The 19,711-nt window shown below is 67.1% G+C and carries 16 protein-coding genes; 6 read left to right on the top strand and 10 right to left on the bottom strand.

What is annotated here, in order from left to right:
- Positions 1–375 precede the first annotated feature (375 nt).
- Positions 376–1,293: a GerMN domain-containing protein gene (locus tag QFZ57_RS14580; protein ID WP_306631072.1), complete on the top strand. Its 918-nt coding sequence runs from the start codon at positions 376–378 to the stop codon at positions 1,291–1,293.
- Here the strand turns inward: QFZ57_RS14580 and QFZ57_RS14575 are convergent.
- The 3 genes from QFZ57_RS14575 to hrcA form a co-directional block, all read right to left on the bottom strand.
- Positions 1,280–2,059 (bottom strand): 16S rRNA (uracil(1498)-N(3))-methyltransferase, encoded by a 780-nt coding sequence (locus QFZ57_RS14575; RefSeq protein WP_306900725.1) that lies wholly within the window; start codon positions 2,057–2,059, stop codon positions 1,280–1,282. The two genes, QFZ57_RS14580 and QFZ57_RS14575, sit on opposite strands and share 14 nt — an antisense overlap.
- 2 nt (positions 2,060–2,061) lie before the next feature.
- Positions 2,062–3,189 (bottom strand): molecular chaperone DnaJ, encoded by a 1,128-nt coding sequence (dnaJ, locus tag QFZ57_RS14570; protein WP_306631070.1) that lies wholly within the window; start codon positions 3,187–3,189, stop codon positions 2,062–2,064.
- Between the two features lie 87 nt (positions 3,190–3,276).
- Positions 3,277–4,290 carry a heat-inducible transcriptional repressor HrcA gene (gene hrcA / locus QFZ57_RS14565; protein ID WP_306631069.1) on the bottom strand — a complete coding sequence of 338 codons (1,014 nt, stop codon included), beginning with the start codon at positions 4,288–4,290 and terminating at the stop codon, positions 3,277–3,279.
- 172 nt (positions 4,291–4,462) lie between these two features.
- On the opposite strand from hrcA, the gene QFZ57_RS14560 reads away from it, so the two are divergent.
- Complete coding sequence (locus tag QFZ57_RS14560; protein WP_306900724.1) at positions 4,463–5,311, top strand: DUF3097 family protein; 849 nt, start codon at positions 4,463–4,465, stop codon at positions 5,309–5,311.
- A 133-nt stretch (positions 5,312–5,444) separates the two neighbouring features.
- Positions 5,445–5,855, top strand: coding sequence for a DUF4870 domain-containing protein (locus QFZ57_RS14555; RefSeq protein ID WP_056336732.1), 411 nt, complete (start codon positions 5,445–5,447; stop codon positions 5,853–5,855).
- 13 nt (positions 5,856–5,868) lie between these two features.
- On the opposite strand, the gene hemW is transcribed toward QFZ57_RS14555, so the two are convergent.
- A complete protein-coding gene (hemW, locus tag QFZ57_RS14550; RefSeq protein ID WP_306900723.1) occupies positions 5,869–7,098 on the bottom strand; it encodes a radical SAM family heme chaperone HemW in 1,230 nt (409 codons plus the stop codon).
- Positions 7,099–7,123: 25 nt separating this feature from the next.
- The gene (gene lepA, locus QFZ57_RS14545; protein WP_306900722.1) at positions 7,124–8,980 is read right to left on the bottom strand and encodes a translation elongation factor 4; all 1,857 of its coding nucleotides are present in this window, start codon (positions 8,978–8,980) and stop codon (positions 7,124–7,126) included.
- Positions 8,981–9,153: 173 nt separating this feature from the next.
- Here lepA and QFZ57_RS14540 point away from each other — a divergent pair, with 173 nt between their 5' ends.
- Together QFZ57_RS14540 and rpsT are read left to right on the top strand one after the other, a co-directional pair.
- Positions 9,154–9,711 carry a type II toxin-antitoxin system PemK/MazF family toxin gene (locus QFZ57_RS14540; RefSeq protein WP_306900721.1) on the top strand — a complete coding sequence of 186 codons (558 nt, stop codon included), beginning with the start codon at positions 9,154–9,156 and terminating at the stop codon, positions 9,709–9,711.
- Positions 9,712–9,880: 169 nt separating this feature from the next.
- The gene (rpsT, locus tag QFZ57_RS14535; RefSeq protein ID WP_306631064.1) at positions 9,881–10,141 is read left to right on the top strand and encodes a 30S ribosomal protein S20; all 261 of its coding nucleotides are present in this window, start codon (positions 9,881–9,883) and stop codon (positions 10,139–10,141) included.
- A 140-nt stretch (positions 10,142–10,281) separates the two neighbouring features.
- On the opposite strand, the gene holA is transcribed toward rpsT, so the two are convergent.
- From holA to leuS, 5 genes are all read right to left on the bottom strand, one after another.
- The gene (holA, locus tag QFZ57_RS14530; protein WP_306900720.1) at positions 10,282–11,298 is read right to left on the bottom strand and encodes a DNA polymerase III subunit delta; all 1,017 of its coding nucleotides are present in this window, start codon (positions 11,296–11,298) and stop codon (positions 10,282–10,284) included.
- A complete protein-coding gene (locus tag QFZ57_RS14525; protein WP_306900719.1) occupies positions 11,232–13,046 on the bottom strand; it encodes a ComEC/Rec2 family competence protein in 1,815 nt (604 codons plus the stop codon). Before QFZ57_RS14525 ends, holA begins: the two co-directional genes overlap by 67 nt.
- Positions 13,047–13,227: 181 nt before the next feature.
- Complete coding sequence (locus QFZ57_RS14520) at positions 13,228–14,124, bottom strand: ComEA family DNA-binding protein (RefSeq protein WP_306900718.1); 897 nt, start codon at positions 14,122–14,124, stop codon at positions 13,228–13,230.
- Positions 14,125–14,172: 48 nt separating this feature from the next.
- Positions 14,173–15,189, bottom strand: a complete 1,017-nt coding sequence (locus QFZ57_RS14515) for a DegV family protein (RefSeq protein ID WP_306900717.1) — start codon at positions 15,187–15,189, stop codon at positions 14,173–14,175.
- A gap of 89 nt (positions 15,190–15,278) precedes the next feature.
- Positions 15,279–17,804, bottom strand: a complete 2,526-nt coding sequence (gene leuS / locus QFZ57_RS14510; protein ID WP_306631058.1) for a leucine--tRNA ligase — start codon at positions 17,802–17,804, stop codon at positions 15,279–15,281.
- Positions 17,805–18,095: 291 nt separating this feature from the next.
- Between leuS and QFZ57_RS14505 the strand changes: the two genes are divergently transcribed.
- Positions 18,096–19,634, top strand: a complete 1,539-nt coding sequence (locus tag QFZ57_RS14505) for an FAD-dependent oxidoreductase (protein ID WP_306900716.1) — start codon at positions 18,096–18,098, stop codon at positions 19,632–19,634.
- Positions 19,635–19,711 lie beyond the last annotated feature (77 nt).

Genomic DNA, 19,711 nt, shown 5'->3' with positions numbered 1-19,711 from the left:
CCCCTCGAAGATCGACATCACTTGTTTGCTTTGGCTGATGCCGGCGCCCGTTGGACGGTGCTCCTTGCCCCAGCGATCCCTTTATCTTACGCCAGCACGGGGCCCGGCCGGATACCGGGCCGCCGTGGCAAGTCGCCGCCGTGGGGGTGTTGGCGTGCCCTTAGGTATCAACTTCATATCAGCCTCATATCGTTCCCGTTGCAGTTGCCCCGGAGGAGGCAAAGAGAGGCCGGGTGCGCTGCGCCCCTGTGCAATGCTGGAAATCCAGCATCTGCTGGAACGCCAGGCCGCCAGGGGGATCGGCCCGCCACGCCAGGAAAGGACCAGGGCAGGACAGTGCCGGAAACCTCTGTGCCCAAAAGGGCAGGACGATCGATGGGGCCCTTGCGCCCCGCCGTCCTGGCGGGGATCCTGGTGCTGGTTCCGGTCCTGGCGGGCTGTACGGCCGAGGGCGGTCCATCGCCCTCCGGCACTATCGCCTCCGTCCCGGCCACGGGCGGCACCATGCCTGACGCGCCCTCCACCAGCGCCCCGCTGGAAACCACGCAGTCCTCCAACAAGGCGCCGGTTTACTGGATCGGCCGCAGCGGCGGGAACATTTTCCTTTACCGGGAATTCCGCGACGTCCCGGAGCAGGAGAACCCGGTCACCCGTGCCCTGCGCGCCATGATGTCGGAGAAGCCGCTGGACCCGGACTTCTTCACGCCCTGGCAGAACCCGGACAAGCTTGCCACCTCCATTTCGGGCAAGGATGTCATCACCGTGGACGTCTCAGCTGACGCTTTCAACAGCAACCTGGACGCCGACATGGCCGCCCGTGCCATCCAGCAGCTGATCTATACGGCAACCGCTGCTGCCGCCAGCTCGGGCCTGATCGACACCGGCCAGCAGATCCGGGTCCGGCTCCTCGTGGACGGCCACACGGACTATGTCGCGTTTGGGAAGGTCCAGCTGGGCGTGCTGATGACCCGTGCTGCCGGCCTGGTGGCGCCGGTCTGGATCATTGATCCGCAGGAGAACGCCGAGGTGCCCGGCGGCAGCGTGAAGATCACCGGCCGCAGCACGTCCCCGGGGGCAAAACTTCGCTGGCAGATCCTGCAGGCTCCAAGCAGCGGCAGCAAAGCTCCCTTCCTGTCCGGTGAAGCCACGGCAGGCACTGAGCAGGGGCAGGCCGGCGTCTTCACCCTGGCCCTTAACCTGCCGCCGGGCGACTACGAGCTGCGGGTGGCGCAGGCCGGTTCCGGAGGGGAGCCGGACCGGAACGAGGACACCAGGTCTTTTAAGGTCCGCTAGGCTCCCAGCGGCCAAGGACGTCGCTGGAAAGCACGACGGCGGCCGGCCCGGCCGTGGAGGACCGCAGGACATGGCGGCCCAACAGCGCGGTCACGGCGCCTTTATCACAGAGTTTGGTTACCTCGCGCGGACTGATGCCGCCCTCCGGGCCGACGATCAGCAGGATCTCACGGGGCCCGGTGCCGGCGTTCCCCTGCCATCCTTCAAGGACAGTGCGCAGCGGACGCACGGCGTCTTCATGCAGGACGACAGCAAGGTCCGCCGCCTCGACAGCAGCGGACAGCCCCGCCGTCTCGACAGCAGGACGCACCTCGGGAATCCAGGCCCGCCGCGCCTGTTTGGCGGCTGCGGCGACGGAAGATTCCCACTTGGCGTGTGCCCGGGCGGCCCGGTCGCCCTTCCAGCGGACGATGGACCGTTCGGACTGCCAGGGTATGACAGCATCGATGCCCAGTTCGGTGGCTGTTTCAATGGCCAGCTCGTCGCGGTCGCCCTTGGCCAGGGCCTGCACCAGCACCAGCCGCACGTCCGGCCTGTCTTCCACCGTCAGGCTCCCGCACTCCACCTCGAGACCGGAAGGGGCAGCGGAGACCACCTTTCCTGTCATGCGGGTGCCGGCGCCGTCGACAATGTCCACCGCCTCACCGGGAGAAAGCCGCTTGACGGTGACCGCATGCCTCGCCTCCGCCCCTTCGAGGACAAAGAGCTGGCCGGCAGCCACGCCACCCAGCGAACCGGGGGATGTGAAGAAGACGGGGTTGCTCACCGCTACAGGTTACCGAGCCGGTCCCGGAGCTTGGCGAACATGCCGCCGCTGGCAGCGAGCCTGCCCTCGGTGATTTGTTCACCGCGGAGCTTGGCGAGTTCGCGCAGGAGGTCCTCCTGGGCCGGGTCCAGCCTGGCCGGAGTATCCACCTGGAGATGGACCTTCAGGTCACCGCGGCCGTATCCCCTGAGGTGGGTGACACCGAGTCCGCGCAAGGTGATAATTTCCCCGGACTGGGTTCCGGGCTTGACGTCGATCTCCTGGGTGCCGTCGAAGGTTTCCAGGCTGACATCCGTGCCCAGGGCAGCCGCCGTCATGGGGATGTGCAGGGTGGCGTGCAGGTCATCGCCTTCCCGCACGTAGGTGGCGTCGTTGTTGACGCGGATTTCCACGTACAGGTCACCGGCCGGACCGCCCGCGGGGCCGGCTTCGCCCTGTCCGGAGAGCTGGATCCGGGTTCCGGTGGCAACACCGGCGGGAACCTTGATGGTCAGCGAACGGCGGCTGCGGATGCGGCCCTGGCCGCTGCATTCGTTGCAGGGATCCTTGATGACCGTGCCGAAACCTTCGCAGGTGCCGCAGGGGGCTGCCGTCATGACCTGGCCGAGGATGGAGCGCACAGCGCGCTGGACCTGGCCGCTGCCGCCGCAGATGTCGCAGCGTTCGGGGTGGGTGCCGGGGCGGCAGCAGGATCCGTCACAGGTGGGGCAGACGACCGCGGTGTCCACTTCGAGTTTCTTGTTCACGCCGAACACGGCATCCCGGAGGTCGATCCGGACGCTGATGAGTGCATCCTGGCCGCGGCGTACGCGGGAAGCGGGACCGGACGTGCCGCCGGCTCCGAAGAAAGTGTCGAAGATGTCCTGGAACGCAAACCCCTGGCCCGCGTAGCCTGCTCCGCCGAAGCCGTTGTCGGTGCCGTTCTCATTGCCGGTGGTGTCATAGATCCGGCGTTTTTGGGGATCGGAAAGTACCTCGTAGGCGTGAGTTACTGCCTTGAAGCGTTCTGAGGCGTCCGCACCGGGATTTACGTCCGGGTGCAGGGTGCGGGCCAGTTTGCGGTAGGCCTTTTTGATCTCTTCGCCCGTAGCTTCGGGTGAGACTCCAAGGACGTCATAGTGGCTGCTCAAAGTTCGTGTCTCTTCCTTGTTGTACTGCGTTCAGTTGGGCGGCCCAGCTCTTGTTTCCCGGCCGGAACAAACTCCGGCGGCGAAGAGTCAGGGCCCCAAAATCCTGGAAAGGTAACGGGCCACGGCCCTGACGGCGGCCATGGTGGTGGGATAGTCCATCCGGGTGGGCCCGAGAATCCCTACTTTCGCGGCGCTGCCCGGACCGTAACCGGTGGCCACCACGGAGGCCTCGGCAAGGCCGTCGTACGGGTTCTCCCTTCCGATGCTGACAGCGACGCCGCGGGGGTCCTGGGCCATTTCGCTTAGCAGCCGCAGCATCACCACCTGCTCCTCAAGCGCCTCCAGCACCGGGCCGATACTGAGCGGAAAGTCCACGTTGGACCTGGCGAGGTTTGCGGTCCCGGCCATGACCATCCTGTCTTCCCGGCTGTTCTGCGCCAAGCCCTCCAGTCCGACCGCCAGCGCGTGCGCCGCTTGCCGCTGCGGGTGGGGCGTTGCGGCCACGACGGCGGGAAGCGCCTGGGCCAACTGGCTCAGCGGCGTTCCCCCCAGTGAACCCAGGAACCGGGTGCGCAGTTCAGCCAGGGCGTCGTCGCCTAGGTCCTGCCCGACGTCGAACACCCGCTGCTCCACCTTGCCGCTGTTCGCGATCAGGACCACGAGGACCTTGCGGGGGGCCAACAGGACGAATTCGATGTGGCGGACAAGCGCCCTGCTCAAATGCGGGTACTGGACCACGGCCACCTGGTTGGTCAGCTGCGAGAGCAGCCGGACGGTGCGCTCCAGCACGTCGTCGAGGTCGTCCGCGCCTTCGAGCAGGGACTGGATGGCGCGGCGCTCGGCCGCCGACAGGGGCTTGACGGCCGAGATCTGGTCGACAAAAAGCCGGTAGCCCTTGTCCGTGGGAATCCGGCCGGCACTGGTATGCGGGGCGGTGATCAGTCCCTCATCCTCCAGGGCGGCCATGTCGTTGCGGATGGTGGCGCTGGAAACCCCAAGGTGATGCCGCTCCACCAGGGCCTTCGACCCGACCGGCTCGCGGGAGTGGACGTAGTCCTCAACGATGGCCCGCAGTACTTCCAGCTTGCGTGGCTCGCTCACTCTCCACCTCCATCCATGGTTCGGGGCGCATGCCCCGCCCGATGCAACCCAGGGTTAGCACTCGACATGCCTAAGTGCTAACAGTCTATTATGCCTTGGCCCGTTGTTAGCATTGGTACCGCTCCGGGCGAAATTCCGGGGCTGAGGAGCTAGCGCTAGGCGGATCGATTCCATGGATTACCAGAACTGGGGCCCACGCGGCATATCCGCTCCCGCGCGGACGGAACTGCCGGAGGTCCCTGTGGAGCGCGGCATGGTGCTCGAGGAAGTGCAGTCCGGCTGGGTGGGTGCCGTCACCCGGGTAGAGAAATCCGGCGGCATGCATGTGGTGGCCCTTGAGGACCGACGGGGAAAGTCCCGTTCCTTCCGGCTTGGGTTCGGCTTCCTCCTTGACGGCCGGCCCATCCGGCTGATGCCCCCCGCGCCACGGTCTGCTGCCGGTGCGGCGGCCGGCAGGACGGCTTCCGGCTCGGTGCGGGTGGCCGGCCAGCGCGCCCGGGTGGCCAAGGCCAGCCGGATCTGGGTGGAAGGCAAGCACGACGCCGAACTGGTGGAAAAAGTCTGGGGAGACGACCTGCGGGTGGAAGGCATCGTCGTTGAACCCCTGCACGGGATTGACGACCTCGCCGCGGCCGTTGCGGAGTTCAGGCCCGGGCCCGGCAGGCGGCTTGGTGTACTGGTGGACCACTTGGTTCCTGATTCCAAGGAGTCCCGCATCGCAGACGCCGTCATGGCTTCCCCGGGTGCCGCCGGGAACGTCCTGATCGTTGGACACCCCTATGTGGACGTCTGGCAGGCGATCCGGCCGGCCGTCCTGGGCATCGACAGATGGCCTGCCGTACCCCGCGGGCAGGACTGGAAGACCGGGATCCTGAAAGCCTTCGGCTGGCCCCACGCGACCAAGGAGGACATCGGGCTGGGGTGGCAGAAACTGCTGGGCGCCGTGCGCACCTACGCGGACCTCGAAGCGTCGCTGCTGGGCAGGGTTGAGGAAGTCATCGATTTCCTCACCGTGCCCTGAGGGCGGGCACCAGCCTAAAACCCAGTATTCTTGGTACTGCAGTGCACTGTGCAGGGAAGTTGTCCAGCGCAGGCACTGCGCACCGCGCCGGTATTCAAAGTCAGCAACACTTGCACCTCCGAAGGAACAGACTGTGGCAGAAAACGCACGTGATCACAGGGACGGCCAGGGCCGTTCCGAGTACCATGGCGTCCCCGCCAACGCCCTGCCGCTGACTGCCAGCGAAGACCGCCAGTGGGCGACGCTCGCGCACTTCGGCGGGATCCTGGGATGCATCCCCTCGCTGCTGATCTATCTGATCTTCCGTGACCGCGGGCCGTTCACCGCCCAGGAATCCAAGGAAGCGCTGAACTTCAGCCTGCCGCCCACCATCGCCGCCGTTCTGGCCAACATCCTGGTGTTCATCCCCTACGTGGGAAACATCTTCGCGGTCATTGCCACACTGATCTGGGTGGCGCTCACGTGCTTCTCCGTGGCAGCAGGGATCCACGTCAACCGCGGCCAGCCGCACCGCTACCAGTACAACCTGCGCTGGATTAAGTAGCGCCCCACCGGCGCTAGTCCGGCAGGATGCGGCGGACCACTGCGTCTGCCAGGAGCCTGCCTTTGAGGGTCAGGACCAGGCGGCCCCGGAAGGCGGCAGCAGGATCCACCAGGCCGTCCGCAATGAGCCCGGCCACCTGGTGCCGTCCCCCGGCACTAAGCGTTGACACCTCAAGACCCGACTCCAGGCGCGCTTCGAGCATGACCCGCTCCATGTTCCTGGTTTCCGCGTCCAGGGTTTCCCTGCCGGCGGCCGGTGAAAGCCCCTGCATCAACCGGTTCGCGTAGGCGGACGGGTGCTTGACGTTCCACCAGCGCACCCCGCCCATGTGCGAGTGGGCGCCGGGTCCTATCCCCCACCAGTCGTCGCCCCGCCAGTAGGCGAGGTTGTGGCGGCAGGCCTGTTCGGCAGTCCGCGCCCAGTTGCTGACCTCGTACCAGCCAAGTCCGGCTTCGGTGATCAGCTGGTCTGCGAGCTCGTACTTGTCGGCGTGGTCGTCGTCGTCAATTCCCGGGACCTCGCCACGGCGCATCTGCGCTGCCAGCTTGGTGCCGTCCTCAACGATCAGCGCGTACGCACTGATGTGGTCCGGCTCGTAGGAGAGCGCGGTTTCCAGGGAGAAGCGCCAGTCCGCCAGGGACTCCCCCGGCGTCCCGTAAATCAGGTCCAGGCTGACAGCCAGTCCCGCTTCCCGCGCCCACTGCACCACCTGCGGCACCCGGCTGGGGGTGTGGGTGCGGTCCAGGACCTTGAGGACGTGCGGAACCGCGGACTGCATGCCGAATGAGACCCTGGTGAAGCCGGCCTCTTTGAGGACGGCCAGGGACTCGGGGGTGACTGAATCCGGGTTGGCTTCGGTGGTGACCTCAGCGCCGTCCTCAATGCCCCACTGCCCGATGGCAGCGCGGAGGATCATGGCGAGGTCATCCGCGGGCAGCAGAGTTGGCGTGCCGCCGCCAAAGAAGACCGTGCTGAGCTTACGCGCCGGCAGACCGGAACGTTCCAGCACCGTGGCCGCCAGGGACACTTCCGATACCGCGGTCTGCGCGTACGCGTCCTGCGACGCTCCGCCGCCCAGTTCCGTGGCGGTGTAGGTGTTGAAGTCGCAGTAGCCGCAGCGCACGGCGCAAAACGGAATATGGACGTACAAACCGAACGCCCGGTCCGCCGCACCGTCCACTGCCTGGGCAGGCAGCAAACCGTCCGACGGCGCCGGGTCACCGAGGGGAAGTACGCTGGGCATCAGCGGGTCCCCCGCTGCGCGGTGGTCACTTCTTCTTGGCCTTGTCCTTCGATTCGTCGGTGGTGAGGGCGGCGATAAACGCCTCCTGCGGCACCTCCACAGTGCCCACCATCTTCATGCGCTTCTTGCCTTCTTTTTGCTTCTCCAGCAGCTTGCGCTTACGCGAGATGTCACCGCCGTAGCATTTGGCCAGCACATCCTTGCGGATGGCCCGGATGCTTTCGCGGGCGATGATCCTGGAACCGATGGCTGCCTGGATGGGCACCTCGAACTGCTGCCGCGGGATGAGTTCGCGCAGCTTGCCTGTCATCATCACGCCATAGGCGTATGCCTTGTCCCTGTGGGTGATGGCGCTGAAGGCATCCACCTGTTCGCCCTGGAGCATGATGTCGACCTTAACCAGGTCGGCAACCTGCTCACCGTCGGCTTTCCAGTCCAGGGAGCCGTAGCCCCGGGTTTTCGACTTCAGGATGTCGAAGAAATCGAACACGATCTCGGCAAGCGGCAGGCGGTAGCGGATTTCGACCCGGTCCTCCGAAAGGTAGTCCATGCCGCCCAGGACGCCGCGGCGCGCCTGGCACAGTTCCATGATGGCGCCGACGAATTCGTTGGGAGCCAGGATGGTGGCGGACACCATGGGTTCACGTACCTCGGCGATCTTGCCGGTTGGATACTCGCTGGGGTTCGTCACCCGGACCACCTTCTTGTCCTCCAGCGTCACCTCGTACTCCACGTTCGGTGCGGTGGAGATGAGGTCGAGATTGTATTCGCGCTCCAGGCGTTCCCGGGTGATCTCAAGGTGCAGGAGTCCCAGGAAGCCCACGCGGAAGCCGAAGCCCAGCGCAGCCGAGGTCTCAGGTTCGTACACCAGCGCGGCGTCATTGAGCATGAGCTTTTCGAGGGCGTCACGAAGTACCGGGTAATCGGCACCATCCAGCGGATACAGGCCGGAGAACACCATGGGCTTGGCGTCGGCATACCCGGGAAGCGACTGGGCGGCCGGCTTGGCCAGGTTGGTGACGGTGTCGCCCACCTTGGACTGCCGCACGTCCTTCACACCGGTAATCAGGTAGCCCACTTCGCCGACGCCGAGACCCTTGGAGGGTGTGGGTTCCGGGGAGCTGACACCGATTTCCAAGAGCTCGTGCGAGGCCCGGGTGGACATCATCTGGATGCGCTCGCGCGGGTGGAGCATGCCGTCCACCACGCGCACATAGGTCACCACACCGCGGTAGGTGTCGTAGACCGAGTCGAAGATCATGGCGCGGGCCGGCGCGTTGGGGTCCCCCACCGGCGCTGGCAGGTCGCGGACAATCTTGTCCAGGAGGGCCTCGACGCCGACGCCGGTCTTACCGGAGACGCGCAGGACATCTTCCGGATCGCCGCCGATCAGGCTGGCCAGCTCGGCCGCGTACTTTTCAGGCTGCGCCGCCGGCAGGTCGATCTTGTTCAGCACCGGGATGATGGTGAGGTTGTTTTCCATGGCCAGGTACAGGTTTGCAAGCGTCTGGGCCTCAATGCCCTGGGCTGCGTCCACCAGCAGGACGGCACCCTCGCAGGCGGCCAGGGACCTGGACACCTCATACGTAAAGTCGACGTGGCCTGGGGTGTCGATCATGTTCAGCGCATAGCTGGCGCCGTCTACCTCCCACGGCATGCGGACGGCCTGGGACTTGATGGTGATGCCACGTTCGCGCTCAATGTCCATCCGGTCCAGGTACTGGGCCTTCATGTCACGCGCCTGGACCACCCCCGTGGACTGCAGCATACGGTCAGCCAGCGTGGACTTGCCGTGGTCGATATGCGCGATGATGCAAAAGTTCCGAATAATTGCCGGATCTGTCGCGGCGGGCACCGGTGCGGTGCGGGCCATGGGAGACACGCAGGGTCCTTACTGTTGGCATTTCTGCAGCCACCGGCAGGCACACGGAAGGCGCCAGCGGTCCAGCCGCACATCTTGAACATCCAGTGTCCCACGTCCGGGACCCGCGCACCGCATCCTGACCGGGCGGTATAGGCGTTTCATTGGCGCACCCCCGCCGATAGGCTTTCGGAATGGCCATCGATCTCCGCTCCCTGGGAAATGCCGTCCGCCGGGGGCTGCGCATGCTGCAGAATCGCGCCGCGGCCCCGCCGCCGCCGGGCACGGGCCGGGACCGACGCCCCGGTGCCAAGCGCACGGCGCCCGGCGGCGGCATTCCTGCCGGGCCCGCCGCATATCCCGGTGATTACCGCGGCCGAGCCGCCGTTCGATACGCCCCGCAGCCGGACGGCGACCCGGATCCGGGCGAGGTGGTGTGGGCCTGGGTCCCGTATGAGGAGGACCACGGCCAGGGGAAGGACCGGCCTGTGCTGCTGGTGGGGCACAACGGCCCGTTCCTCCTGGGGCTGATGCTGACCAGCAGGGACAGGGTTCCTGCCGGTTCAGCGTCCGGCGAATACGTGGACCTTGGGTCCGGTGGCTGGGACAAGCAGGGCAGGGCCAGCGAGGTGCGGCTGGACCGGATCCTGCAGCTCCGCCCGGACAGCATCCGCCGGGAGGGCGCGGTGCTGGACAAGGCGCGGTTCGAAACAGTGGCGGCCGGGCTGCGCCGGCGACACGGCTGGACCTGACCGCCCCAAATGGCCAGTTTGGCCGCTCACCTGCTATTCTTTATTGCTGTGTGTCCGTGCAGGTCGACGGTCACTGATGGCTGGCCGCCATAGGTATCCCCACGCCGCTCAGTCAAGGCCAGCCTGAAAGCCCTCTAGACCATTTCCGCATCACAAAGAGAGTTCACACGTGGCGAATATCAAGTCCCAGAAGAAGCGCATCCTGACCAACGAGAAGGCCCGCCTGCGCAACAACGCAGTCAAGTCCGAGCTGAAGACGGCCATCCGCGCCGTCAACACCGCCGTTGTGTCCGCTGACAAGGAAGCTGCTACTACTGCGCTCGTTTCTGCCAGCCGTAAGCTGGACAAGGCTGTCAGCAAGGGTGTTCTGCACAAGAACAACGCAGCGAACCGCAAGTCGGCGATCTCCAAGAAGGTCAACGCACTCTAAGGTTTCCAGTTCCCACGAACTGATGGTGTGGCCGGTACCCTCGGGTGCCGGCCACGCTCCTTTAAACGGTCCCGCCACCAAGCCAACACGTTCAGGGAGCCGCGGCAGCACCGCCGTCGAACTTCACCAGGACGTGCCGGCTACCGTCCCCGGACGGACATGGCGATGACGGTCACGGCGTGCTCGACCGCGTAGACCGGATCCCTGGACAGGCCCTTGACCTGCGCGTCGGCCTCGGCCGTGGCCTGGATGGAACGCACCAGGCCTTCGGGGGTCCAGCGCCGTACGTCACGCTGCGCCTGTTCTACCAGCCACGGCTGCATCCCCAGTTCCGCGGCGATCTGTGCGGATGATCCGGAGGCGCCCGCAACCCGCGCGACAGTCCTCAGCTTCGCTGCGAGGGCTGCCACCAGCGGTACCGGGTCAGCCCCGGTGGCGAGGGCGTGGCGCAGCGTCGACAACGCCACGGGGGCGTTCCCCGCCATTGCGGCATCGGCAACCTTGAACGCTGTGGCTTCGATCCGGCCACCGTAGTACTTGTCCACGGTCTCAGTGGTGACGGTGCTTCCCGCGTCGGCGATCAGCTGCGAGCAGGCGGCCGCGAGTTCTGCCAGGTCTGCACCCACGGCATTCACCAGCGCCTGCACGGCGTCCTGGTTGATCCGGCGTCCGGCCGCCTTGAACTCCGCCATGACGAACGAGACCTTGTCCGCGTCCTTCTTCAACGGCTGGCAGTCGACCACCGGCCAGCCCGCTTTTTTGATGGCGTCGAGGAGCTTCTTGCCGCGGGCCCCGCCAGCATGCCTGAGCACGACGACAGCGTCCTCTTCCGGGTGCTGCAGGTAACTGAGGGCATCTGCAAGGAAAGCGTCGTTCATCCCTTCCACGGCTTCCACTTCAATGAGCTTGCGCTCGCCGAACAGCGAAGGGCTCACCTGCATGGTCAGGGTGCCGGCTTCATATCCGGCGGCGTTGATGCGGCTCAGTTCCACGTCCGGCTCGGCCGCCCTGACCTGGGACCGGATCCTGTCCATGGCCCTGATGCCCAGGTACTCTTCCGGGCCGCTCACCAGCACGATCGAGGCGGGGGCTACGTCCCGCCAGGAGGCTGTGTTCGATGCCGGGGAGCGGGTTGCTCGGTTTTGCGCAGCGGCCATCGAAGGTCCCTTCCGGAGGTTTTATTGCAATATCCCAGCCTGCCATGTCTGCGTCCGGGGTCCAAGCTGCCGGCACGGCGGAAGCGTTGCAGCCGCAGCTCCAGCAACTCGATCAAAGCCACCGTGACGGAGTGCGCTGCCTGGGCCTTGCGCAGGAGCCGCAAGGGCCGGGCCGCTGCCCATACCGTTGCAAGCGTCACGGCCGACAACAGCACCATGGACAGCAGCCCGGGGACTCCTTCCGGCCAGGGAAGAGCAGAGCCCGGCAGCTGCGCGGCGAACCTGGCCGTGGCGGCGACGCCGGCGCTGAACGTTCCAGCCACAGCTATCAGTGCCGTGGCGGCCCATGGCAGCACCACCAGCAGGGGCACCGCGGCCGTTCCCAGCAGGGTCACGGGAGCCACAAGGGGCGACGCCATGACATTGGCCACGAGCGAATAGGTTGCAAACTGTGGCTGCAGGAGAACTATGACGGGCCCGCATAACAGCTGTGCGGAGAGCGGAACCGCAACCGCGGCAGCGGTCCATCGGGGCACGGCCGCGGGAATCCAGCCGATGATCCGCCGTCCCAGGAGAATAATTCCCAGTGTTGCCAGAACGGACAGCAGGAATCCGAAACTTGAGCCCAGGGCGGGCTCGGTCAGAAGGAGCCCGATGACAGCCAGGCACAGGAAGCTGAGCCCGCGTCCCGAGCGTCCACCCGCCAGGGAGGCAACTCCTATGGCACCCATCAGCGCTGCACGCAGGACGCTGGCGTCAGGTCCCACCAGGACAACGAACAAGGCCAGGCCGGCAAGTGCCATGGCCGCAGCAGGAGCGCGGGGCAGCCGGAACCGCCGGCACAGCAGCAGCAACGCCCCCAGCACCAGGCTGCAGTTTGCCCCGCTGACCGCAGTCAGGTGGGTCATCCCCACCGCCTTCATCGCATTGTTCAGTCCCTCATCCAGTGCACTGGTATCACCGGTGACCATCCCCGGAAGGAGCCCCCGGGCATCGGGTGACAGGAAAGACGCGGCCGAAACGAAACGTCCCCGAAGCTCCCTCGCTGCCCCCTCCAGCAGCGAGCCGCCCGTGGCCTTGCCCGGTGCCGTCGAGGCGGCCAGGGTTCCCGCCTCCGGCTCTCCGGGGTCCGCAACCCGCAGCTTGCCGGTTGCCCGCAGGATCTGCCCCTGCACCACCCCGCCCCAGCCTTGCCCGCCCATGACGACGAGCCGGGCCCGCGTCCGCACCAGGACACCGCCAGTCGTCACTTCCTGCGTCCACACAGGCACCGACCAGCGTCCCGCCGTTCCGCCGGGGCCTGCCATGGCCCGCGGGTTTCCTGCCACCTCAACGACGGCGACGGCTGACTTGCCGGCGCTGATGGCCTCGGCAAGCGGCCCATCGAACCGTTGGCTGGACGATGTTGCAGAGTGGGCTGCGGCGGCGGCGGCCAGCACCAGTGAGACGCCCAGCGCGGCGGGAAAACTCCGCACCCTGGCCTGGCGGGACCGCGGCACTGTGGCGCGGCCAACGGCGGGACGTGCCTTCCGCGCCCGTCCGACCTTCGCCGCGCGGGCCAGGAGGACGCCGCCGAGCGCCGCCAGTGCGGAGCACAAAGCGGCCAAGCCGGCGGGTGGCAGCCAGAGCCCGGCCACAGAAGCGGCCCATACGAGGGCTGCAGGAAGGGCAAGGCGGAGATCCAGGCGTCGCCGTGGCCCCGCGGGACTGGAATCCGCTTCTTGGTGGGCCTTGCCGTTGTCCGCCATCCGCCTGCGGACATGGTCTACGCCCTGCGCCCAGCACCATGCAGGTTCCCTTCCGCCTGAAGGTGTCCTGATGCCTGAACCCGGCACGCCCGGTGGCTCCGCGTCCCGGCCCCGTACCGCGGATTCGACGAACCGGCTCCAAGGACTGTGGCGTCTGCCCGGGTTCGCTGCCATGGCCGTCTTAGACCGTCACCAGTGGCAGCAAGGCTTCAAGCATTTTCGGCCCAACACCATCCACCGCGTCCAGCTCTTCGACGCTCTTGAAGGGACCGTGATCCTTTCGCCAATCCACGATCCGCTGCGCCAGCACAGGACCGACCTTTGGCAGCGTGTCCAGGGCGGCAGCGTCCGCGGTATTGAGGTTGATCTTTCCTCCGGCAGCGTCGGCCGCACCTGTGCCGGAGCCATCCGGAACGGCGGCATCGGACGAGGAGGACACCGGCTCCCCACGTTGCGGGACATAGATCTTCTGCCCGTCCTCCACAACGAGTGCAAGGTTGAGCCGGTTGACGTCGGCATCCGCGGTTGCGCCGCCTGCGGCAGCGATGGCATCGTCGACCCGGCTGCCCCGCTGGAGCCGGATAACACCGGGCCTGGCCACGGCCCCGGCAACGTGCACCACTACCCGGCCGGCAGGCCCAGACCCATCCTGCCCATCGCCGGGCTCAGGTGATGTGGCCGCACCGCCCCGGTCGGCGGCAATGTCCCCGTCCGCCCCTGGTGCGCCGCGGGAACTGACTCCACCCAGCGGAAGGACCTCGGGCGCCGCCGCGGCGGCCTGCCACCAGAACCACGCCCCGGCCGCCACTGCCAGGGCGGCCAGCAGCACGGCGACGCGGAACCCCACCCGCCACCGGAGCGAAGGCGCCCCACCGGTACCTCCCCCGGAGCCGCTGCCGGTTTCAGCTCCGCCGCCCCCGCCAGCTTCTGCCACGTCCCCGGAACCGCGGTACTCAAGACCGTCAAGGCCGGGGCCATCCTCCAGGAGCCCGGGAGTGGCCTCCCCCAGGGTCGCCTGGAGCCTGGCCCTCACATGGCGTGCCCGCTGACCTGCTGCTCCAGCATCCCGGCGTGACATAGCTCCACCCTATGAACACGGACCTCTACCCGGCAGCCGCCAAAGCCCCTATGTGGAAAGGTGTGCGCCGGCCTCAGGCCCGCCCGGCTCCGGGCCGCTGGCCGTCCTGCCTACAATCACCGCAAGGACACCAAGGCCCGCGTGCGCGGCCAGGACCGCCGGAAGGGAACTGATCTGGGCGGGAGGACATTCGGGAAGCGCCGCTTCCAGCCTGGCTGCCAGACTCTCCGCCTCTTCCGGGTTCCCAAAATGATGGACGGCCAGGCGTACGGAATCACCCGGACGCGCCGCCGCTTCTGCCGCCACGATTTCCTCAAGGCGCGCCACAGCCCTGGCCCCCGACCGCACCTTCTCCAGGGGGACGATCCTGCCGCCGTCGACCGCCAGGATGGGCTTGATGGCAAACATGGTGCCCAGCAGCGATGCGGCGGCGCCGATCCGTCCCCCGCGCCGCAACTGTTCGAGGCTGGGGACGTAAAAGAAGACCTTGGTGCGCGCTGCCTGGGCCGCTGCCGCAGCAGCCACCGGCGCAGGCCCGGCACCGGCCGCGGCTGCCTGCACCGCGGCCTGCACCGCCATTCCCTGCGCCATGCCGACTGTTCCCGTGTCCACCACTTCCACCGGGATTCCCACCCTGGCGGCAGCCAGCCGGGCGGCGTCAGCGGTGCCCGAAAGACCACCGGAGATATGGACCGAAACGATCCCCTCGAATCCGCGCAGTTCGGCAGCGCGGTAAGCCTGCTCGAACTGGCCAGGTGAGGGCCGGGATGTTTTGACCGCCTTTCCCGCGGCCATGGCCACGGCGACGGTGTCCAGGATGTCGTCCTCGCCCTCGCCATAGATTTCCGCGCCCACCATGACGGGCATGGGAGTCACGGTAAGGATGCCACCCTGCGCAAGCCTGCCCGAATAGTCCGCGGGCAGGGCAGCTGCGGAGTCGGTGACGACGGCGGTGCGCACCAGGGGGCTCCCGCCCGGCCGCCCGGTCCCCGGCCGGGCCGTGTGACGGAGCCCGGACAGCCGCGCACGGACCCATGGCCAGGCGGCGGCATTACTGTCAGGCAAGGGGCCTCCAGGGGACGGGTGTCCGGCTCAGCCACCACCGGCCGCCGGAAAATTTCCGACGGCCGGTGGGGTTAGTGCGGGTGCAGCAATTATGCCGGAACGATGTTGACCAGCTTAGGGGCACGGACGATGACTGTCCGGATGCCGCGGCCGTCAAGGGCACGCTGGACGTTCTCCGACGCCAGCGCCAGCTCGCGGAGCTGATCCTCGGAGACGTCCGGGGACACCTCCAGCCGGTCGCGGACCTTGCCCTGCACCTGGACAACGGCGGTGACGGTGTCCTGGACCAGGAGCGCGGGATCATGGGTGGGCCAGCCTGCGTTGGCCACCGACGCCGGATGGCCCAGCAGGTTCCACATGTCCTCAGCCGTGTAAGGCGCGAAGAGGCTGAGGATCACAGCCACTGCCTCGGCAGCTTCGCGGACGGCAGGGTCCGCTGCGCCTGCCCCGGAGTCGATCGCCTTGCGGGTGGCGTTGACCAGTTCCATCAGCTTGGCCACCACCACGTTGAACTTGTTGGCGTCCAGCAGCTCTGCGGCGTCGGCGATGGTGCGGTGCGTTACCGAACGCAGCGCACGGTCACCGGCGGTGACGTCTACGCCGGGTTCACTGGTCACGTCCTGGGCGAGGCGCCAGGCCCTGGCCAGGAACTTCGCAGAGCCCGACGGCGAGACGTCGGCCCAGTCCACGTCGTCCTCCGGCGGGGAGGCGAAGATCATGGTGAGCCGGACCGCGTCCACGCCGTACTTGTCGAGCTGTTCGCCGAGGTCCACGCCGTTGCCCAGCGACTTGCTCATCGCCTTGCCGCCGTTGAGGACCTGGCCCTGGTTCAGCAGCGCGCTGAACGGCTCATCGGCGTCGAGCATGCCCAGGTCATGGATGACCTTGGTGAAGAAGCGCGCGTACAGCAGGTGCAGGATGGCGTGCTCCACCCCGCCCACGTACTGGCCCACGGGCATCCAGTCGTTGATCTTTTCGGGATCGAAGGGACCCCCGGTGTACTGCGGGGAGACGAAGCGCAGGAAGTACCAGGAGGAGTCGACGAAGGTGTCCATGGTGTCGGTGTCACGCTTGGCGGGGCCGTGGCAGGTGGGGCATTCCACGTTCACCCAGGACTCGGCCGCGGCCAGCGGCGAAGTGCCTTTGGGAGCCAGGTCCTCGCCGCGGAGATCCGAAGGCAGGGTCACGGGCAGCTGTTCGTCCGGGACCGGGACTTCGCCGCAGGACGGGCAGTGGATGATGGGAATCGGGGTACCCCAGAACCGCTGCCGGCTCAGCAGCCAGTCGCGGAGCCGGAAGTTCACGAACTTCTCGCCCGTGCCCTGCTGCTCCAGCATCGCAATGGCGGCCGGGATGGCCTCAGCCTTCGGCAGGCCATCGAGCTCACCGGAGTTGATCAGCGTCCCCTCCCCCGCGGTGGCGGTGCCGGAGACGGCCGGATCCTCTTCACCGGTGTCCAGGACGGCCCGGACCGGCAGGTCGAACGCGCGGGCGAAGTCGAGGTCGCGCTGGTCGTGGGCGGGAACAGCCATGATGGCGCCCGTCCCGTAGTCGGCCAGGACGTAGTCAGCGGCCCAGACGGGCAGCTTTTCGCCGTTCAGCGGGTTGACGGCGTAGCGGCCGGTGAAGACACCGGTCTTTTCGCGCTCCGTGGACTGGCGTTCGATCTCCGAGAGGGCCTTGACCTGCTCGCGGTAGGCGTCCAGGGCGGCGGCATGCTCATCGGTGACCAGTTCGACGGCGAGCGGCGCGTCGGCGGCGACGACGAAGAACGTCGCCCCGTACAGGGTGTCCGGCCGGGTGGTGAAGACCGTGACGTCCTTGGCGGGCTTGCCGCCGTCGGCCTCGATCACGAAGTTGACGTGCGCTCCTTCGGAGCGGCCGATCCAGTTCTTCTGCATGGCCAGCACGCGCTCGGGCCAGTGGCCGCGGAGCTCCTCCATATCGTCCAGCAGCCGGTCGGCGTACTCCGTGATCTTGAAGTACCACTGGTTGAGCGACTTCTTGGTAACGGTGGTGCCGCAGCGCTCGCAGGCGCCGTTGACAACCTGCTCGTTGGCCAGGACCGTCTGGTCCTTGGGGCACCAGTTGACCGGCGAGTTCTTCCGGTAGGCCAGGCCGCGCTCGTAAAAGCGCTTGAACAGCCACTGGGTCCAGCGGTAGTACTCGGGGTCCGAGGTGTGCAGGCGGCGGGACCAGTCGGCGGAAATCGCGTACCGCTTGAAGGACGCCGCCTGGGTGTCGATGTTTGTGTAGGTCCACTCACTGGGGTGGGCGTTGCGCTTGATGGCGGCGTTCTCGGCGGGCAGGCCGAAAGAGTCCCAGCCGATGGGGTGCAGGACGTCGTAGCCCTTCTGGCGCAGGTAGCGGGCCACCACGTCACCCATGGCAAAAGCTTCAGCGTGGCCCATGTGCAGGTCGCCGGACGGGTAGGGGAACATGTCAAGTACGTAGCGGCGCTCCCGGGACCCGTCATCCACCGGGGTGAAGACGTTGAGGTCCTCCCACACCTGCGGCCACTTGGCCTCCATGGCGGTGAAACTGTAGGTGCCCTCTTCAGGCTCCGCCGATACTGCTGTTGCTGTTCCGGTCTCTGTCTCCGGCTGAACGCCCACTGCTGCCCTCTTCTGTTCTGTTACGGCATCTGTGCTGCCATAACGGCCTGATCCTCCTGCTGCCGGCCCGGCGCCATGCCCCGGACACACAAAAGCCCCTCGCCATGGAGGGGCCGCCGCTCAGTTGTCCACAGTCTGGGACACCCGGCGGCTAGCTAAGCAGAAGGATCGCACGCATGGATCTACTTTAGCGCACCGGCACGTCGCCCGCCGCAGCCCGGCCCTGCGGCTGATTGAATTACGCGGCGCAAGCGCGCATGATCATCCCACAACGTTGGGAGGCAGCACACGATGCCGGATGCAACCACCGCGGGCTCAGCTGAAGGGGCACTCCTCTCCCTATGGCTGGCAACTGCCGGCGCCACGGACTTCCCGGAACTGCGCGGCACGGTGGAAGTGGACGTTGCGGTGATCGGGGGCGGCGTGGCCGGTCTGACGGCAGCACTGGCCCTGAAGCGTTCGGGCCGCTCGGTGGCCGTCCTGGAAGCCGGCCGGATCGGTACGGGCGTCACCGGCCATACCACCGGCAAAGTGACGTCGCTGCACCGCCTCGCATACACGGCTCTGGACCGGACCCATGGACGCAGCGCCGCCGGCATCTATGGGCTCGCCAACCAGGCTGCCGTGGAGCACATCGCCCAAGTGGTGGCGGCAGAAAACATTTCCTGCGGTTTCCGCCGGGTTGCAAACTACACCTTCGCCGGGAGTGCGGACGCCCTGCCGGAGGTACGCGCAGAAGCAGAACTTGCCGCCAGTCTCGGCCTTCCGGCCACGTTCACGGTCGACGTACCCCTGCCGTTCCCGGTGGCCGGCGCCGTCCGGTTCGACAGGCAGGCGCAGATTCACTCGGTGCAGTACCTCCATGGACTGGCCGCCGCAGTGGATGGAGGCGGCAGCTTCGTCTTCGAAGGGACGCGCGCCAACAATCTGCAGGAGCAAACACCGGTGATAGTGACCACCGGGAACGGAACGGTGCTGGCCGGCGATGCCATTGTGGCCACGAACGTGCCTTTCGGCGACCATGGCCGGTTCGAAACACTGTGCCAGCCACACCGCTCCTACATCGTTGCCGCAATATTGGACAGCCCTCCCCTGGACGCCACCTTTATCAGCACCGATGAGCCGATGCGTTCGTTGCTGACGGTTCGGCTGAACGGGGTCACGTACCTGCTGGCCGGCGGCGAGGGCCATCCCGCCACCCAACAAGTGGATCCGGCATCACGCCATGCCAGACTGGCCGGTTACGCGCGCAGCCGATTCGGGGCAGGGGCCGTTGCGTACCGCTGGTCCACCCAGGACAACATGCCGCAAGACGGACTGCCTTACGTCGGGCCGCTGAACCCGGACAGCCGGCATGCCTTCGTCATTACGGGCCTGCGCAAATGGGGGCTGACCAACGGTACAGCCGCCGCACTGATGCTGGCGGATCTGCTCGACGGCACGCGAAACGACTGGGCGCCCCTGTTCGACAGCAACCGCGCGCCGTCACGGGCCAGGACAGGGCCAGCAGGGGTTCCAGCAGCGGCGGCCGCCGATGACAGGGACGGGGAGAAGACCCGCCCAAAGGATGTTGCCTTGCCGGTAGCGGACCTACAGCCTGACGACGGCACGGTGATTGAAGCAGCCGGGACCAACACGGCCTACTACAGGGATCAAGCGGGAGGCGTGCATGCCGTGTCCGCGGTCTGCACCCATCTGGGCTGCACTGTCGGCTTCAACAGGGGGGAACGCACGTGGGATTGCCCCTGCCACGGCTCCCGGTTCGATGTGGACGGCAAGGTCATCCAGGGCCCGGCCACAGAGGATTTGCCGCCGCGGCCCACGCCCTGACACCGCTGACACCGCTGACAGGGCTTGGCGGGGACACGGCAGGGCCGCCCGCCGAAATCGGCAGGCGGCCCCGGGAC

Source organism: Arthrobacter sp. B1I2, assembly GCF_030816485.1.
Lineage (GTDB): Bacteria > Actinomycetota > Actinomycetes > Actinomycetales > Micrococcaceae > Arthrobacter.
Note: the sequence above shows the minus strand (reverse complement) of the source record. Positions and strands in the feature narration are given on the sequence as shown.

Bases quoted from the DNA above. Each gene is read 5' to 3' on its own strand.
- QFZ57_RS14580 (WP_306631072.1), top strand. From the start codon at position 376: ATGGGGCCCTTGCGCCCCGCCGTCCTGGCGGGGATCCTGGTGCTGGTT.
- QFZ57_RS14560 (WP_306900724.1), top strand. From the start codon at position 4,463: ATGGATTACCAGAACTGGGGCCCACGCGGCATATCCGCTCCCGCGCGG.
- hemW (WP_306900723.1), bottom strand. From the start codon at position 7,098: ATGCCCAGCGTACTTCCCCTCGGTGACCCGGCGCCGTCGGACGGTTTG.
- QFZ57_RS14540 (WP_306900721.1), top strand. From the start codon at position 9,154: ATGGCCATCGATCTCCGCTCCCTGGGAAATGCCGTCCGCCGGGGGCTG.
- holA (WP_306900720.1), bottom strand. From the start codon at position 11,298: ATGGCCGCTGCGCAAAACCGAGCAACCCGCTCCCCGGCATCGAACACA.
- QFZ57_RS14525 (WP_306900719.1), bottom strand. From the start codon at position 13,046: ATGGCGGACAACGGCAAGGCCCACCAAGAAGCGGATTCCAGTCCCGCG.
- QFZ57_RS14520 (WP_306900718.1), bottom strand. From the start codon at position 14,124: ATGTCACGCCGGGATGCTGGAGCAGCAGGTCAGCGGGCACGCCATGTG.
- QFZ57_RS14505 (WP_306900716.1), top strand. From the start codon at position 18,096: ATGCCGGATGCAACCACCGCGGGCTCAGCTGAAGGGGCACTCCTCTCC.